The 16,526-nt window shown below is 66.5% G+C and carries 17 protein-coding genes; 11 read left to right on the plus strand and 6 right to left on the minus strand.

Annotated elements, in window-relative coordinates; all coding sequences use genetic code 11:
* Window positions 1-98: 98 nt before the first annotated feature.
* Together GOPIP_RS07085 and GOPIP_RS07090 are read left to right on the plus strand one after the other, a co-directional pair.
* Window positions 99-1,640 (plus strand): AMP-binding protein, encoded by a 1,542-nt coding sequence (locus tag GOPIP_RS07085; RefSeq protein ID WP_006368905.1) that lies wholly within the window; start codon window positions 99-101, stop codon window positions 1,638-1,640.
* Window positions 1,637-2,275 carry a hypothetical protein gene (locus tag GOPIP_RS07090; RefSeq protein ID WP_006368906.1) on the plus strand — a complete coding sequence of 213 codons (639 nt, stop codon included), beginning with the start codon at window positions 1,637-1,639 and terminating at the stop codon, window positions 2,273-2,275. Before GOPIP_RS07085 ends, GOPIP_RS07090 begins: the two co-directional genes overlap by 4 nt.
* Window positions 2,276-2,310: 35 nt before the next feature.
* On the opposite strand, the gene surE is transcribed toward GOPIP_RS07090, so the two are convergent.
* Window positions 2,311-3,090, minus strand: a complete 780-nt coding sequence (gene surE, locus GOPIP_RS07095) for a 5'/3'-nucleotidase SurE (protein ID WP_006368907.1) — start codon at window positions 3,088-3,090, stop codon at window positions 2,311-2,313.
* Window positions 3,091-3,337: 247 nt separating this feature from the next.
* Between surE and GOPIP_RS07100 the strand changes: the two genes are divergently transcribed.
* The 6 genes from GOPIP_RS07100 (at window position 3,338) to GOPIP_RS07125 (ending at window position 9,513) form a co-directional block, all read left to right on the plus strand.
* Window positions 3,338-5,071 (plus strand): PEP-utilizing enzyme, encoded by a 1,734-nt coding sequence (locus tag GOPIP_RS07100; RefSeq protein ID WP_006368908.1) that lies wholly within the window; start codon window positions 3,338-3,340, stop codon window positions 5,069-5,071.
* Between the two features lie 143 nt (window positions 5,072-5,214).
* Window positions 5,215-6,312, plus strand: a complete 1,098-nt coding sequence (locus tag GOPIP_RS07105; RefSeq protein ID WP_006368909.1) for a phosphotransferase — start codon at window positions 5,215-5,217, stop codon at window positions 6,310-6,312.
* Window positions 6,305-7,408 (plus strand): TIGR03857 family LLM class F420-dependent oxidoreductase, encoded by a 1,104-nt coding sequence (locus tag GOPIP_RS07110; protein ID WP_006368910.1) that lies wholly within the window; start codon window positions 6,305-6,307, stop codon window positions 7,406-7,408. Before GOPIP_RS07105 ends, GOPIP_RS07110 begins: the two co-directional genes overlap by 8 nt.
* A 9-nt stretch (window positions 7,409-7,417) precedes the next feature.
* Window positions 7,418-7,774: a hypothetical protein gene (locus GOPIP_RS07115; protein ID WP_006368912.1), complete on the plus strand. Its 357-nt coding sequence runs from the start codon at window positions 7,418-7,420 to the stop codon at window positions 7,772-7,774.
* A complete protein-coding gene (locus tag GOPIP_RS07120) occupies window positions 7,771-8,895 on the plus strand; it encodes a phosphotransferase family protein (protein ID WP_006368913.1) in 1,125 nt (374 codons plus the stop codon). The genes GOPIP_RS07115 and GOPIP_RS07120 overlap by 4 nt, the downstream gene beginning before the upstream one ends.
* A 6-nt stretch (window positions 8,896-8,901) precedes the next feature.
* Window positions 8,902-9,513, plus strand: coding sequence for a histidine phosphatase family protein (locus tag GOPIP_RS07125; protein WP_006368915.1), 612 nt, complete (start codon window positions 8,902-8,904; stop codon window positions 9,511-9,513).
* On the opposite strand, the gene GOPIP_RS07130 is transcribed toward GOPIP_RS07125, so the two are convergent.
* Genes GOPIP_RS07130 through GOPIP_RS07140 form a run of 3 tightly spaced genes read right to left on the minus strand, consistent with a single transcriptional unit; the run spans window position 9,510 to window position 12,089 of the window.
* A complete protein-coding gene (locus GOPIP_RS07130; RefSeq protein WP_006368917.1) occupies window positions 9,510-10,493 on the minus strand; it encodes a ketopantoate reductase family protein in 984 nt (327 codons plus the stop codon). The genes GOPIP_RS07125 and GOPIP_RS07130 overlap by 4 nt on opposite strands.
* A 20-nt stretch (window positions 10,494-10,513) precedes the next feature.
* Window positions 10,514-11,515, minus strand: a complete 1,002-nt coding sequence (locus GOPIP_RS07135) for an adenosine deaminase (RefSeq protein WP_020172870.1) — start codon at window positions 11,513-11,515, stop codon at window positions 10,514-10,516.
* 13 nt (window positions 11,516-11,528) lie between these two features.
* A complete protein-coding gene (locus GOPIP_RS07140) occupies window positions 11,529-12,089 on the minus strand; it encodes a hypothetical protein (protein WP_006368921.1) in 561 nt (186 codons plus the stop codon).
* A 227-nt stretch (window positions 12,090-12,316) separates the two neighbouring features.
* Between GOPIP_RS07140 and GOPIP_RS07145 the strand changes: the two genes are divergently transcribed.
* Window positions 12,317-13,693, plus strand: a complete 1,377-nt coding sequence (locus tag GOPIP_RS07145) for an NAD-dependent succinate-semialdehyde dehydrogenase (protein ID WP_006368922.1) — start codon at window positions 12,317-12,319, stop codon at window positions 13,691-13,693.
* A 33-nt stretch (window positions 13,694-13,726) separates the two neighbouring features.
* On the opposite strand, the gene GOPIP_RS07150 is transcribed toward GOPIP_RS07145, so the two are convergent.
* Window positions 13,727-14,482: a DUF72 domain-containing protein gene (locus GOPIP_RS07150; RefSeq protein ID WP_006368923.1), complete on the minus strand. Its 756-nt coding sequence runs from the start codon at window positions 14,480-14,482 to the stop codon at window positions 13,727-13,729.
* 121 nt (window positions 14,483-14,603) lie between these two features.
* On the opposite strand from GOPIP_RS07150, the gene GOPIP_RS07155 reads away from it, so the two are divergent.
* Window positions 14,604-14,921, plus strand: coding sequence for a DUF2853 family protein (locus GOPIP_RS07155; RefSeq protein WP_006368924.1), 318 nt, complete (start codon window positions 14,604-14,606; stop codon window positions 14,919-14,921).
* Between the two features lie 117 nt (window positions 14,922-15,038).
* Here GOPIP_RS07155 and GOPIP_RS07160 read toward each other — a convergent pair whose 3' ends face one another.
* Window positions 15,039-15,311: a GlsB/YeaQ/YmgE family stress response membrane protein gene (locus tag GOPIP_RS07160; protein ID WP_006368925.1), complete on the minus strand. Its 273-nt coding sequence runs from the start codon at window positions 15,309-15,311 to the stop codon at window positions 15,039-15,041.
* A 353-nt stretch (window positions 15,312-15,664) separates the two neighbouring features.
* On the opposite strand from GOPIP_RS07160, the gene GOPIP_RS07165 reads away from it, so the two are divergent.
* The gene (locus GOPIP_RS07165; protein WP_006368926.1) at window positions 15,665-16,135 is read left to right on the plus strand and encodes a DUF898 family protein; all 471 of its coding nucleotides are present in this window, start codon (window positions 15,665-15,667) and stop codon (window positions 16,133-16,135) included.
* The last annotated feature ends 391 nt before the right edge of the window (window positions 16,136-16,526 follow it).

Consider the following 16,526-nt stretch of genomic DNA (forward strand, 5'->3'; position numbering starts at 1 on the left):
GCCGCCATGGTGAAGTCGCGGGAGACATGCTCCAATGCGACTGACAGTTCGCAAACGAGTCGGCCTCGGCCGCCCTTGTACGCAGCCTCAGGAGGAACGTGTACCCACCCACCACCGCGCGTGAGCGCCCCGACGCCATGGCTTACGTGATGGCCGGTTCGGGGGAGCGGCTCACCTACGCCGACCTCGACCGTCGCTCGAACCGAGTGGCCCACTACCTACGCCGGCACGAGGTGACACCGGGGTCGACCATGGTCATCGTCATGGAGAACAACCTGGCCTGGCCGGTGGTGGTCGCTGCCGGCATGCGCACCGGACTCTTCGTGACCCCGGTCAACTGGCATCTCACCGGCACCGAGCTCGCCGTCCTGCTCGACGAGGCGGCGCCCGACGTGATCGTCACGAGTGTGGCGCTCGCCGAGACGGTCGTCGCGGCCGTGGCCGCGCTGCCGGTGACCCCGCTGGTGTTGTGCGCCGACGGCGCTCCCGACGGATGCGCCGACCTCGACGCCGCGATCGCGGGATTGCCGGAGACCCCCGTCGCCGACGAACTGCTCGGTGCCCGCGTCCTCTACAGCGGCGGTACGACCGGCCGGCCGAAGCGGTTCGCACAACAGCTGCTCGGTGTCCATCCGGCCGATGCGCCGCAACGTCACTCGGGTCTGGTCACCAAGCTCGGCGTCGATGGGCACACCGTGCTGTTGTCGCCGGCGCCGAACTACCATGCTGCGCCCTTCACCTTCCAGCTCATCACCCTCGCCGCCGGCGGCACCGTGGTGTGCATGGAGCGCTTCGATGCCGCAGGCGCGATGGCCGCGATCACCACCTACGGCGTGACCCATTCGCAGTGGGTACCCACCATGCTGATCCGATTGTTGCGCCTACCCGATCGGGAGCAGCTGCCGCTGTCCCCGACGCACCGGGTGGCGTTCACCTCGGGAGCGCCCTGCCCGGTGCACGTCAAGGAGCAGATCCTGGAGTGGTGGGGCGACATCCTGCACGAGTACTACGGTGCCTCCGAGGGATACGGCCACACCTACATCGATCCGAAAGAGGCACGCACACACCCGGGTTCGGTCGGGCGCCCGCTGGGGGCGACGCGCGTCCACATCGTCGACGAGTCCGGGGCCGACGTGCCGGCAGGCGTCGACGGCCGGGTGTGTTTCGAGGCGCTGGGGCAGCAGGCCTACCGCAGTCCGGGCGCTGCCGGCGGCGAACTCAAGCAGATGGGCGACATCGGGCACCTCGACGACGACGGATTCCTCTATCTCGTCGGACGCGCCGGATTCATGATCATCTCCGGTGGCGTGAACATCTACCCGGACGAGGTGGAGGCGGCGCTGCTGACCCATCCGGCGATCGCCGACGTCGGGGTCATCGGCGTACCGGACGCCGAGTTCGGCGAGTCGGTCAAGGCGGTCGTCGAGCTGCGGCCGGGCCGGACCGCGGATCCGGCCGACATCATCGCCCACGCGCGCGACCGTCTCGCCCATTTCAAGGCTCCGCGGATCGTCGAGGTGACCTCCGATCTGCCGCGGCTGGCCACCGGAAAACTCGACAAGCGTGCCCTGGTTGCGCGCTTCGCCACCCCGCCCGCACAGCAGTCGGAATCGACTGCGCATCAAGGAGAAAGAGTATGAGCGCCATCAACGCCACCGACCCCGTCGTCTTCGAGATCCTGCACGCTCTGAAGGTCAAGGGCCTTGCCTCGGACACCTTCCTGGGTGACATGACCGGACTCGACGACGCCTCGCTCGCCACGGCGGTCGCCGGCGTCGTGGAGAACGGGTGGGCGATCCGCCGGGATACCCCGCGGATGAGCGGCACCATGATCACCCCGGCCGGACGTGCCGAGTACGACCGGCGCTCGGCGGAGGCCGCCCTCGACGATGCCGTCCTGGCCCAGGTCCTCGACATCTACGAGAAGTTCCTACCGATCAACTCCGACTTCAAGAAGGTCTGTGCCGCTTGGCAGATGACCGCCGACGGGACGCCGAACGATCATTCCGATGCCACCTATGACGCCGGGGTCATCGGCGACCTGGGCGGGATTCACGAGCGCGTCGCCGTCGCCCTCGCCCCCGCCGACACGGCCCTGCCCCGCCTGTATCGCTACGCCGGGCGACTCGAGGCAGCCCTGGAGAAGGTCCGTGGGGGTGATTCCGCGGCCTTCGCCCGGCCGATGTACGACAGCTACCACGACATCTGGATGGAACTGCATCAGGATCTGCTGCTGACGACGGGCCGCGAACGCGAGGCCGCCGACGAGGAGTGACCCAACCAGGGCCGGCGTCCTCGAAAGGCGTTGACTCACAACCTTTCGAGGGCGCCCAGGATCTCGTCGTGTCGGGAGTCGAGTTCGAGGATCTCGTTCTCGTCGCCGACACCGCTCAGCGCGGTCACCGACACATATCCCGCCGCGACGGCGGCGCTGTCGGTGCCCTCGGTGAAGCCCCGTGAGCGTTCCTCGCGATGCAGGATCAGTCCACCCTCGGCCGGGGACATCCGGATGCTGAACATGCTGCGGGCGGCCAGACCGGTGATCCGGATACCACCCAGCTCGGCGTAATCGACGTCGGGCACGTTGACATTCAACGACATTCGCTGAGAGTCCGATGCCGTCATCCACTCGACGAGGCGGGTGATCACCGCCGCAGCGGTGTCGAAGCGATGTGCCGGCGGGAATCCGCAACTTACCGCGAGGCCGCTGATGCCCGCCACACGAGCCGCCAGGACGGCACCGACCGTCGAGGAGAACAGGATCGACCGGCCGGTGTTGTGGCCTGGATTGATCCCACTGACCACGAGATCGGGTGCCCGACCGTAGCTTCCGGCGCAGCAGGCGACCACGGCCAGCGCAGGCGGGCAGTCGAAGGCATAGACCGGCGTCGTACCCAGCCCCGGCAATGACGTGGACAGCACCGGGATGTGGGTGCCGTCCTCGATGCTGCCGAGCGAACTACCACTTCCACTGCGTTCGGTGAGCGGCGCAGCGACGATCACGTCGTGACCTGCCTCGATGAGGGCCGACGCGGCGGCACTGAGCCCGGGCGCGTCGTAGCCGTCGTCGTTGGTCACCAGAATCCGCATCGCGATCTCCGTTCGTCCGTCGCGTCTCGACCTCCGAAGTGTGACTGACAAATCACATATGTGTCCAGTGCGCTTGGCGGGAGATCGACATCCGCCGCGCTCACAGACCAGAACTCAAGCAGGAACGTCATTGACAACGTGAGGGTCATCACACAATAATGTGACGAAGTATTCGCTAACCGATTTCGGATCGATTCCTCGACTCCCCGATGCCATGACGACAACACGACAGGGAAGGACGCCACGAATGAACAGCTGGCCCCTGATGGACGAGACCTCGAAGCTCTACCCGCTGTATTCGCGGGCCAATGTCGGAGAGATCTTTCCCGACCCGATCACGCCGCTGAATGCGTCGCTCGGGTTCCAGCACACACTCGAGCCGGGGTGGCGCGACGCCTTCGTCGCGTGCGGCGTCTGGGATCACGATCTCTACGACACCCAGGTCGATTTCAACATCCTGCCGGCGTTCGGCAGCTACCTCTACATCAACATGTCGCTGATGCGCCTGTTCGGGGTCCGTGTCCCGGGTATGAGCGCCGAGGCCGTCGACCTGCAGTACTTCGGCGACATGCCCGGCATCCCCTCGTACGAGAGCGAGCGGCGTGACTTCGACGAGAACCCGGAGTTCGAGGCCAAGGCGGGCGCCTGGCTGGCCGAACAGGTTTTGGGTGCAACAGATCTCGCCGCCTATGACGCCGATCGGGTGGAGGTGGAGGAGATCCGGCGCACGCGACCGGACCTGAGCGCCATGACCGATGCGGAGCTCGTCGAGCGGATGAACTCCTTCGAGACTCTGCTGCGCCGACTGTTCAAGCACCACATCGAGGCCAGCCTGAAGAGTGGTGTCGGTCTCGGCGCCATCGCCCAACTCGCCGAGGCGGTGGGCAAACCCGAGCAGGCCCTGACCCTGGTGGCCGGGCTCGGCAACGTCGACTCCGCCGGGCCGTCGCTGCGCATGTGGGAATTGAGTCGCGCCGCAGGCGATCCCGAGATCGCCGCACTCTTCGATGCCGGGACGCGGGGGCTCTACGCCAAGCTCAAGGAATCGCAGTCGCCGGCTGTCGTCGCCTTCACCGAACAACTCGACCGCTTCCTGGCCGACTGGGATTTCCGCGGACCCGCGGAGTGGGAGATCCGGGCCATCACCTGGGGAGTCGATCCGGACCTGGCATTGGCCACCATCGACCGCATGCGCGGGGTCGACGCATCCGAGGCCCCGGAAGCCAAGTCGGCCGATCGTGCCGCGCAGCGCGACGCGTCAGCGGCCGCGATCCGTGAGATGGTCGCCGCCGACCCCGAGGCTTCCGCACAGTTCGAGGCCGTGCTCAACGCGTCGGCACTGTGGATGCGCGGGCGTGAACGCGGCCGGACCACAGCAGCAATGCTGATCCACGAATTACGCTTGCCGGCACTCGAATTGGGGCGGCGGGCCGCGGCGAAGAACGCCATCGACGACGCACGCCAGGTCTTTATGGTCTTCGCCGACGAACTCGACGGCTTCATCGCCGACCCGGCGTCCTACCGCGACACACTCATCGAGCGCGAACGTATCTACCTCGACCTCTTCGACCGCACGCCACCGTTCGTCGTCGACGGCACCCCGCCGCCGGTCACCGAATGGCCGTTGCGCTCGGAGCGCACCGCGACCGTCGCCTCGGCGGGCGAGAGCATCGCCGGGGTCCCGGCGTGCGGGGGCACCGCACGCGGTCGGGCGCGCGTCATCACCAGCCCCGACGACCCCTCGGCACTCGAACCCGGTGACATCCTCGTCGCTCCCATCACCGACCCGTCGTGGACGCCGCTGTTCGTCGCGGCTGCGGCCGTTGTGGTCGACGTGGGTGCACCGTTCTCCCACGCCGCGATCGTCAGCCGCGAGCTCGGAATCCCGTGCGTGGTCTCGGCGACCGAAGCCACCAAACGCATCACCGACGGCGCGATGGTCGAGGTCGACGGTACCGCGGGCACCGTCACCCTGCTCTGAGGAACGTCCGCCCCCGACTCGTCCGGTCCCGTCAGTCGCCTCGGCGGGACCGGACGATTCCACCTGCCCATGATCCCCTTCGCAGCCCGCTGACCCACCCCCGGCCGATCCCTCCGCCGACCGATTCTTAGGACCCGAGCACCATGCATGCCTCCGACATCTGCCCCGACTGGATCGACCGCATCCTGCACGACCACGGCGTACTCAGCTCCGATGTGACGGTCAGCGGGCTCGAGACCTCTGCCATCGGGACCGGACAGGTCGCCGACAGCGTTCAGGCCCGGCTGACCTACTCCGCCGACACCCCCGCACCGTCGTCGTTCGTCGCCAAGATCAGCTCCGAGAACGAGCAGAGTCGCGCCGCTGGGCGCACCGAGATGAACTATCTGCGCGAGGTGCGGTTCTATGAGCAGATCGCGCCACGCCTGGCGGTGCGCGTCCCGGAATGCCACCACGCCGAGATCGATTCCAACAACACCGAATTCGTACTGCTGCTGGAAGACCTCAGCCCGGCCCGGGCCGGTGATCAGCTCACCGGGTGCACCGTGGACGAGGTACGTCTGGCGATGCGTGAGGCGGCCCGCATCCATGCGCCGTATTGGGGCTCCGACGAGCTCGCCGGACTGCCGTGGCTCGACATCTCGGACACCTACTGGTCACGTTTCACCGAGATGATGCCGATCTGGTGGGCCGGCTTCGTCGAACGCTACCGAGACCGGCTGAGCGAGGCCGACATCGAGCTGGGCGGCGCCTTCACCGACCACATCGACGCCTACTACGCCGCGCTGCGTACGGTCCCGTTCACCGTGCAGCACGGCGACTTCCGGCCCGACAACGTCCTCTTCGACGCCGCCGGCGGAGACGTCCCGCTCGCCGTATTGGACTGGCAGACCGTCATCTACGGACCGGGCATCGTCGATGTCGCCTACTTCATCGGCGGCGCACTCGACACCGCGACGCGGCGTGCCCACGAACGCGACCTACTCGACGTCTATCACAAAGAACTGCTCGCGCAGGGTGTTGCCGACTACCCCTTCGACAGGCTGCTCGCCGACTATCGGATCGCCACGTTCCAAAACCTCGTCATCGGGGTGGCCGCGGCGATGCTCGTCACGCGCAGCGACCGCGGAGATGAGCTGTTCGTCTCGATGACCCGCAACGCCCTCACCCACGCCCGTGATCACCATGCCCTCGACCGCATACTGTCGGCCGCAACGAGTTCCGGAGCCGTACATGTCTGAGACCACCGGAGTCGCGGTCCTCGAGGACGCATCGATCGGCACCGACCAACTCGGCTTCTACACACTCGGCGGACACGTCACCAGCCCACGAGACATGCTCGACGAGTTGCGGCAGGCCGAGCAGCTCGGGCTCGGGCAGGCCTTCATCTCCGAGCGACTCAACGTCAAGGAGGCATGCGCCCTCTCGGGTGCCGCGGGTGCGGCGACCGACAGCATCGGGATCACCACCGCGGCAACGAACATCAGCACCCGGCATCCGGCCGTCACCGCGGCGTTCGCCACCACCATGCACCGGCTCACCGGCGGACGGTTCACGCTGGGTGTGGGCCGCGGACTGCGCCCGCAGATCGCCGGGATGGGTCTCGAGCAGACCACCACCGTGCAGCTCGAGGAGTTCGCGCACCTCATGCGGCGACTGTGGTGCGGTGAGGTCGTCCGCGACTACGACGGCCCTCTCGGCCGATTCCCGGTGTTGCGCCTCGACCCCACCTTCGACGAGGACATCCCTCTGGGCACCACGGCATTCGGTGAGAAGACCCTCGCGATGGCCGGGCGCGCCTACGACGTGGTGGTCCTGCACACGTTCTTCTCCGACGAGACCACCGCCCGCGTCGTGCGCGAGGTCCGCAGATCGGCCGAACGGGCGGGCCGCGATCCGTCCGCGGTGAAGGTGTGGTCGTGCTTCGCGACGGTTTCCGACGAACTCGACGAACAGACGTTCCGGAAGAAGACCGTCGGCCGCTTGGCCACCTACCTGCAGGTCTACGGGGATCTGCTCGTTCGTACCAATCGGTGGGATCCGGCATTGCTCCGGAGATTCCGGGAATCCGAAGTCGTCCAGCAACTTCCGGGATGGGCCGACGCCGTCGGAGACGCCGCGACCTTCGAGGCGCTCGAGGCGGTGATCCCCGCCGAGTGGCTGGCGTGCGCGGCAACCGGCTCACCGCACGCCTGTGCCGTCGCCACGCGGGCGCAGTTCGACCTCGGCGTCGACGGGGTGATCATGCACGGCGCCACCCCGAGCGAGCTCGCGAGCACGGTCGCCGCCTTCACCGACCTGACCGCGGGCCACCGCGACCGACCGTCATCGACATAGGAGACCCCGGTGCATCCCACACCCGTCGAGGTGGTCGAACGGTATCTGTTCGACCTCTACAACAATCAGGACCTCGCCGTCGTCGACGAGATCTGCGCAGACCCGATGGCCCGCCACGCGGCCGGCACCGTCGTGACGCTCACCCGCGCCCAGCAGACCGAACGAATCCGCGCCGACCTCGCCGCCCATCAACCGAAGTTCTCCGTCGTCACCCTCATCGGCGACGACACCTTCGCCTCGCTCACCTGGAACGCCCACCGGATCACCACCGGCGAACGGCTGTGCGGCATCGAGATCTTCAAGACAGAAGCCGGAATCATCACCGACGTCTGGAATTCCGGCTACTTCGAAGGAGAATGGTCATGATCGAGACCGAGCCCCACAACCCCGGTGCACCCGCTCTCATCGACACCGTCGCCGAGATCGACGCCGCGTGGATACAGAGCGTCCTGCGAGCATCCGGAATCCCCGGCGCGACCGTACGGTCGGTGACGAGCACGCCCATCGGGGCGGGCAACGTCAGCGACACCGTGCGAGTGACGATCGACTACGTCGGTGAGCGCGGTGACGCGCCGGAATCGGTGGTGGTCAAACTCAAGCCGAGCGATCCGGCCGTGCACGAACACGGGCTCAACAGCGGGGCCTATCACCGCGAGATCGGCGGATATCGCGACATCAGTGACCGACTTGCCTGCCGAATTCCGTTGAAGTACTGGGTGAACGGTGACGAGACCACCATCAATCTGGTGATGGAGGATCTCACCGGCACGACGACTCCCGGCAACCAGATCACCGGGTGCGGGCCCGCCGAGGCGGAGGCCGTCGTCGTCGAACTGGCGCGGCTGCATTCGGAGTTCTTCCCCCTCACCGACGCCACCGCGCCGGCCTGGATGATCCGCCTCCCCGAGGTGTGCGAGTACTGGTCGTCCAAGGCAACGCGCGGGGCAACAGCAGCACTGGAACGGTTCTCGCGGGATCTGTCGGAGGAGTCCCTCGACGTGATCGGCGAAGCCGGCGACCTGGTGCGCGACTGGCACCTCCTCCCGCACCGGCGGCTCACGTTCACCCACGGCGATCCCCGGGTCGACAACATCCTGTTCGAGCCCCTCGCCGAGGGTGTCGGCGCGGTGATCATCGACTGGCAGGTCACCGGCCTCCGCAATCCGATGTATGACGTCGGCTACTTCCTCTCCGGCAGTGTGGAACCCGAGGTCCGGCGAACACACGAGATGCGGTTGATCCGTCGGTACGTCGAGGAGTTCGCGCGCAAGTCCGACGGATACGACGAGACCACCGCGGTGGCCGACTACCAGATCCAGTTGCTCAGCGGGCTCTACATCACGTTGGCGGCCATCGACGTGCTCCCCGACAACGAGGTCGTCAACACCCTGATCCTGGCGTTGCTGCGTCGCAACTGCGCGGCGGCGATCGACTGGCATTCGGTTGCGGCGCTGCGCAACGTGACCTCCGTGCTGAGCGTGAGCTGACCTGGCGTGGAGCTGTTGCTGATTCGCCATGCGAGACCGTTTCATCTGGTCGACGAGTCCGGTGCCGACCCGGACCTCACCGACGAGGGCTGGGTGCAGGCCAAACGTCTGGCGCAGTCCGTCGGCGGTGGACGGTACGGCCCGGTCCACACGATCGTCAGCAGTCCCATGCGGCGCGCCCGGCAAACCGCCGAACCCCTGCGCGAGGTGCTCGGGCATGGCGTCGTCATCGACGACCGACTCGCCGAACTCGATCGCGGGTGGAAGGAATACGGCATCACCCTCGACGCGTATCCGCGTCGGCGCGATCTCGTTCTCGACCTGAACGCCGGACGTATGGGCGCCAACACCTTCGATCCGGAGGAGTTTCGTGCACGAGTGGTCGGCGGTATCGAGGGCGTGATCGCTGGGTCGGCAGCGCAATCCCGAGTGGCCGTCGTGTGCCACGGCGGGGTCATCAACGCCTACCTCTCCCATGTGCTCGGACTGGCGCGACTGGTGTTCGTCCAACCGCACTACACCTCGGTCACCCGGGTGCTTGCCGAGCCCGACGGATATCGGGAGATCCTGTCGGTCAACGAGTTCGATCACCTGCACGTGTCGACGGGCACGGCTTAGTCCGGGGCTTGGCCCCACGGTAGCCCCGCCAACGCCTCCACCGGATCCAGGCTCCCGGCCGGAAGGCGTTCACGAGCCAGGCGCGTCGTGGCCGCCTGTACGAGTTCGTTGACCGGGGTTGCCACACCGTGCAGACGTCCCAGCAGGACGATTTCTCCTGCCAGGTAATCGATTTCGACGTTGCCGGCACCACGCGCGATGCTCTGCCAGGTCGAGCTTCCGTAGCTGTCCTCCCCGGTGTCGCGGCGCACGATGTGGTCGGCGCGGCGCTCGCGATCGGTCTCGACGCTTACCGTTTCGATCCTCGCTGCAGTGAGTGCCGCCTCGCCCTCGGCGCGTGCGCGTGTCACCAATTCCCGATGTGCTGCACCGTCATTGCGGTAGCAGGCGTCGATCCCGTTCACGAGGTTCATGATCAGCTTGCGGTATTTCCACGCCATGATCTGCGCGCGGGGTTCGGAGGGGAATCCGGCCGCACGAAAACGCTCCGTCATCTGCTCGGTCACCTCATCGGTGCCGGCCGGAAAGCGGCCCACATCGAGGATGCCGGGACGCGCCGCAGACCCCTGCACCACCACGCCCGGTTCGAGGTGCAACGCCGGCAGCATCACGCACACCGAGTACGTCCGGGCGAACCGACGCAGAATCGCCGGCTCGTTGGCGACCCCGTTCTGCGCCGACGCGATCGGTGTGTCCGCAGGCGCATGCGCCCGAAGGTCGTCGAGGGCGTCGGCGGTCTGCTGGCTCTTGACACACAGCAACACCACCGTGTCGTCGGTCCATTCGATCTCACTGGCGTTGGCGGCCACCGGAATCCGATGTACCTGACGTCCGTCGGCGGTGTCGAGGACGAGTCCGTGCTCGCGCATCGCCGCCAGATGCGCACCCCGTGCGACCAACGTCGTCGGGGTTCGGCTCGCATGCAGGTGGGCGCCGATGACCCCACCGATCGCGCCCGCGCCATAGATCACCACATGCATGATCTCCAGGGTAGGACGCGTCAGGCCGGCGGGTTTGCCAGCTCCTCCGACCAGCGATTCCGGTCCTCCTCGCTGATGAACGAGGCGGCAAAAGAGTTGCGAGCCAGGGTGATCAGATCGGCGTCCGAGAGATCCAATGCATCGGCGATTGCGATGAACGCATCTCCGGCATACCCGCCGAAATACGCCGGATCGTCGGAATTGATGGTGACGGTCAGACCTTCGGCCAGCATTCGCGGCAGCGGATGCTCGGCAAGTGTCGGCACGCACCGCAAGCGCACGTTCGACAGCGGACAGGCGGTCAACGGCATGCGATCGGCGCACAGGCGCCGAACGAGTTCGGGACTCTCCAGGGCGCGGATGCCGTGATCGACCCGTTCGATGCCGAGCGTGTCCAGAGCCTCCCAGATGTAGTCCGGGGGTCCTTCCTCCCCGGCGTGCGCGACCACATGCAGTCCGGCCTCACGGGCGCGGTCGAAGACCGGAGCGAACTGGCCGGGCGGGAACCCCACTTCGGCCGAGTCGAGGCCAACCCCGATGATCGAGCCGAGATGAGGGGTGAGCGCGTCGAGCGTCTCGTGCGCCTCCCGGACCGGGCGGTCACGCAGGAAGCATGCGATGAGGTCCGCGTGCAGGCCGGTCTCGGCCTCCCCGGCGTCCAGGCCGCGTCGCAACCCGGTGACCACGACGTCCACCGGCACCCCGCGCACGATGTGCGCCTGCGGATCGAAGAAGACCTCGGCGTGGCGCACACCCTGCGACGCCGCTGTGCGTATGTAGGCCTGAGCGAGGTCGGCGAAGTCCTGCTCGGTCCGCAACACGGCCATGCACGCGTAGTACAGATCGAGAAAATGCGGCAGATCGGTGAACGCGTGTGCCGCCCGCAGTGCGGCGACGTCGGCGTACGGCAGCGACACCGAGTTACGTTGGGCGAGCACGAACACCATCTCGGGTTCGAGCGTGCCCTCGATGTGCACGTGCAACTCGGCCTTCGGCAAGGCCGTCAACGCCCGGTGGTCCATACCGACCATTTTGTCACGAGGCCCGGGGCATGGGTGGGGCCGACGCGACCCGATCGGAGTGCGGGGTCGAGCACGCCGCGAGCGCCTCTGCCAACGCGGGTGCCTCCTCTCGCAGGAAAACCGCCCAATTGCCCAGCGCAGACTCGAAGTTCTCGATGTGGAAGACCGTGGACTCCAGCGACAATCGCGCCCGGACGGTCTGTTCGTGCAGCGTCAGGCTCACGAACGGATTCGACAGCGGGCGGCAGATCAGTTCGGCTACGGCGCTCGAGAGGCGGATACCGTCGGCGAGCGTCGTTGACAGTTCGATCACCGGCACGGACGGATTGACCACGAGTCCGAGGGACAAGGGTTCGGTGGGGATGGTCAGCACGCCCTCGGGATCGAATTCGAATGTCGGGCCGGTCTCCTCGTCGAGCGACCCGAGGACCTCGAGCGACCCGATCACCAGCGCCCGTAGGTGCGCTGCGCTCCTTGTTCGCTCCGCCCCGTCGATGACCGCCTCGGGTGGCGGCGGTGAAGGGATGTCGACGTGGCCCTGCCGGTCGAACTCTCCGAAGATGCTGTCGTACATGCGGTTTCCCTTCATCGGTGGCGGCGCCGACTCCGGCCGGCTCGCTTCGCACGGTAGGCAAAGCGCCGACCGCGGCGCGCCTCGGCAACCGATGAGGCATCCGACCTGTGGACACGGAGAAATCTGTGCATCGTCGACGTACGCCCCGTCCGTCCCCACGGGCCACGGCAACCACAAAGCGGACATATCGCCCACAGGGTCGCGGTCGGCGCGCGTAGCGTCAGGTCATGAGTGCATATGTGACGACCAACCCGACCACGGGAATCACCGAACGCGAGTTCGCCATGCTCTCCGATGATCAGATCGACGAACTCGCCCGACGCAGCCTCGGCGGATACGAACGCTGGCGCGACGTGCCCGTCACCGAACGCGCAGAAGCGTTGGCCCGCACCGCGGATCTGTACGAGAAGCGGTCCGACGAGCTCGCCGCTGCCATCACGACCGAGATGGGCAAGGTCACCAAGGAAGCCGCCGGGGAGGTGCAGCTCGCCGCCGACATCTACCGCTGGTACGCCGAGCACGGCCCCGACTTGCTCGTCGACGAACCACTGGATCCGCAGGGTGCCGCCGAATCCCTGGTGCAGCACAAGCCGATCGGCCCGCTCGTGGGTGTGATGCCCTGGAACTATCCCTACTACCAGGTGGCGCGTTTCGTCGCGCCGAACCTGATGCTGGGCAACAGCATCGTCCTCAAGCACGCCTCGATCTGCGCGGCCTCCTCGGCACTCATGGCCGAGATCCTGCATGAGGCGGGGGTTCTTGAGGATTCCTACATCAACGCCTACGCGAACAGCGAGCAGGTGGCAAAGCTCTTGGAGCACGACGCGGTTCGCGGCGTGTCGCTGACCGGGAGCGAGAAGGCGGGCGCAGCCGTGGCCGAGGTCGCTGCGAAGAACCTGAAGAAGTCGGTACTCGAACTCGGCGGATCAGACCCGTTCATCCTCCTCGACACCACTGATCTGGATCGCACCATCAAGGTCGCCTCCCGCGCGCGCCTGTCGAATACCGGACAGGCCTGCAACTCGCCCAAGCGATTCATCGTGCCCGAGGCCCTCTACGACGACTTCGTCGCCGGGCTGGTCACGGCGTTCGACGACGCGGTGGTCGGTGATCCGACCGATACCGACACCCGCGTCGGTCCGCTGTCGTCGGTCGAGGCTCGCGACACCGTCGCCGAACAAGTACAGACCGCGGTCAGCCAGGGCGCGACGCTTCGCACCGGCGGCACTCCGCTCGATCGGGACGGTGCATTCCTGCAGCCCGCCGTGCTCACCGACATCACCCCGGAGATGGACGCCTACTCCGAGGAGATCTTCGGCCCGGTGGCGATGGTTTATCGCTACCGGTCGGTGGACGAGGCGGTGACATTGGCCAACGACGTGCAGTTCGGGCTCAGCGGTTCGGTCTGGGGCACCGACCTCGAGAAGGCCGCGCAGGTCGCCGACCGGCTCGACGTCGGCATGGCCTATGTCAACGAGCACGGCACCACGCTGCCGGGCCTGCCCTTCGGTGGGGTCAAGCGCTCCGGCTTCGGTCGTGAACTCGGCCGGTGGGGGATGGGCGAATTCGTCAACACCCGTTTGCGCCGCACCTCCTCGAAGTGAGCCACGCGCACAGTTGAGGGAGTAGCGAGGGACTCACCGCCGCGCCGGGCCCGCCACCGACATCCCGGCGGCCCGGGCGCGGCGGATCATGGTCAGCGCGTTGTCGACGGCCGCGCCGCCGGTGTCGTTGTTGAAGTACACGTACACGTCGTGGGAGTCGTCGAAGTGCTCCGCGATTCGCCGCAGCCAGGAGTCGATGGCACCCTGCCCGTAGGCGACGGACCGCGACGACCGACCTTCGTGCAGGCGTAGATACCCGAAATCGGTTGTCGCCCAGAGCGGTGTGAGAGTGCGACTGCGCCGATCCGCCCAGCACAGCGCGGCGTCGTGTTTGCCCAGCACGTCACGAACCTCGTCGCACCACCATGCGTTGTGGCGAGGTTCGACAACGACGCGCGCTCTGTTCCCGATCAGGCCCAGGACCTCGTCGAGTTGCGTCGGCTCGGCGTGCAGGTTCGGCGGCAGCTGCAACAGCACCGGTCCGAGCCGAGAGCCCAGACCCGCTGCGCGATCGAGAAAACGCTCGACCGGTTCCTCGGGCTCCTTGAGTCGCTTGACATGGGTCAGATAGCGACTCATCTTGACCGCCATGCGGAAGTCTGTCGGTAGCTGGCCGCGCCACGACTCGAAAGTCGCCCTGTCGGGCAGTCGATAGAAGGTGTTGTTGACCTCGACGGTGCAGAGCTGGGAAGCGAAGTATGCCAACCACTCTCGCTGCGGGATTCGACGCGGATAGAAATGTCCGCGCCAATCCCGGTATTGCCAGCCGGAGGTACCGATGTACAGCATCACCGTCGATGCTACGCACGCAGGTGAGAATTCATTTCGAGTCGGCCTCCCGGGGAGGCTCACGCGCGTAACGTGACCCACGGCCGTGAAGAAATCCGACATCAACCAATGGAGGCTCCCGATGTCCGATGCACGTGACACCGTTCTCGCTTACGCACCCGACGCCGACACCGCGGTGATCGACAAGATGGCGTCGACCTACGCCCTCGCGCTGCGCAATCGCGACGCCGCGCTGGTTTCGGCCAGTGACCCTGCGGAACTCAAGACGGTCCGCGAGAACTTCCTGAAGAAGAAGCTCGGACTCACCCAGAGTGACGCCGAGTTGGACAAGGCCATCGCCGACGTCCTGGCCGGCATGAAGGACGGCAAAGCTAATCCGCGCCTGGCGGTGTACTACCTGCTCGCCGACAAGTTCGGCAAGCTCGACGTCTTCAAATAGCAGTTCTGCGACACCAAGCCCGTGACGGACAGATGACCGCGTCGGCCTCTTCGGCCGGACGCGGTCATCTGCGTTGTCGGACGTCCAGCGCTGTGGACGCCTACTGATGTGTGGGAGCTACTGCCGCACGGCACGTCCGCGGATCGCCAGATAGCCGGCGATCAACACGATCGCCACGACGATGCCGACGATGAACGGGATGACCTCCCAGCCCCCGTTGCTGTTGTTGTAGCCAAGCTGGTAGGTCAGCCACGATCCGACCAGTGACCCGACGATGCCGAGCACGATGGTCATGATCACGCCGATGTCCTGCTTGCCCGGCATCAGCAGTCGCGCGAGTGCGCCGACGATCAGACCGACGACGATTGCGCTGATGATTGTCCAGAGCATGGTGTCCACCTCTCTGTGGATGTCCGGTCGCGCGTACGCACGACCGGGATGACGACCAAGAGCGGCCCGCGGTCTCGAGGCGACTGTGCTCCCGGTTGACCAGTGCATCCGGGCGAACCGGACGCTGGTCCTTCATACGCTATCGCGTGGGACGCCGGCCGAGCTCCACTGCGACCCAATCGCAACGGGATTCCTTGTCCGCTCTGCGTGTCGTCCGCTCGGAGGGACATCGAGCGAATTCCTCCGACGGCTACCGGCAACCGCTCTCACGTACTCAGCGAGGTGATTCGGACCTCGCTCCGTACGCGGACAGCGGGACACGGAGGACATCGGGTCATGCAGAGCAACGAGTCATGCAGAGCAACAACGGGCGATTCACATTCGACGGCGGTGCCGCCACGTACGTCGGTACCGGAGTCCTGGCGTTTCTGATCACGGTCTGCACGCTCGGCTTCGGCTACCCTTTTGCGCTGGTACTCCGAGAACGCTGGCGCGCCAAGCACTCGTACATCGACGGCCGCCGACTCGTCTTCACCGGATCGGCATGGGGTCTGTTCGGTAACTGGGTCAAGTGGCTCCTTCTGTGCATGGTCACCCTGGGCATCTACTCGTTCTGGGTGGGACCCCGCATCGCTCGATGGAAGTGGGAACACACCGACTTCGAGAACGTGCCGATGCCGGCCACCGGCCCTGCTACCGGATATCCCGACGCCATCGGCTTGGGAGGACCGCAATCGCCGCCGACGCCCGGGTATCCAAGTGGCAGTGCGACCACACCGCCGCCGGTCGGGCACACGCCGCCCGCTCCGGCCGGTTCGGACTGAACTGTTCCGTGCGGATGTACTCGTCGCTCGACGACGGGTACGTCCGTACCGAATCGCTCCGCGCCCGAACCGCCCGTGATCAACAACCAATCCGACCGCAGCAGAGTCGTGAACACCGAGCCGCCAGGCCGTTGACCAGCCGATTTGGAACTTCGCAGCGTGATGCGTAACTTATTCGAAGTCAGCGCGCCGCGGCGCCGCCCCGGAGGGCTCCGAGAGGAGTTCGGTAGGGGAGAGGAAACCGGGTAGACGTTGACCGCCCCTGAGAAATCGTTCCGGGTACAGTCATGTGCCAGGACGAGGACCCCGGGGTCGCCAGAACCGAACGGCCGCGACCAGCGAGTTGCGAACACCGCGAGGATCTGGCACACTGGACGAGTTGCCCGCGATT

Source organism: Gordonia polyisoprenivorans NBRC 16320 = JCM 10675 (genome assembly GCF_000241325.1).
GTDB classification, from domain to species: domain Bacteria; phylum Actinomycetota; class Actinomycetes; order Mycobacteriales; family Mycobacteriaceae; genus Gordonia; species Gordonia polyisoprenivorans.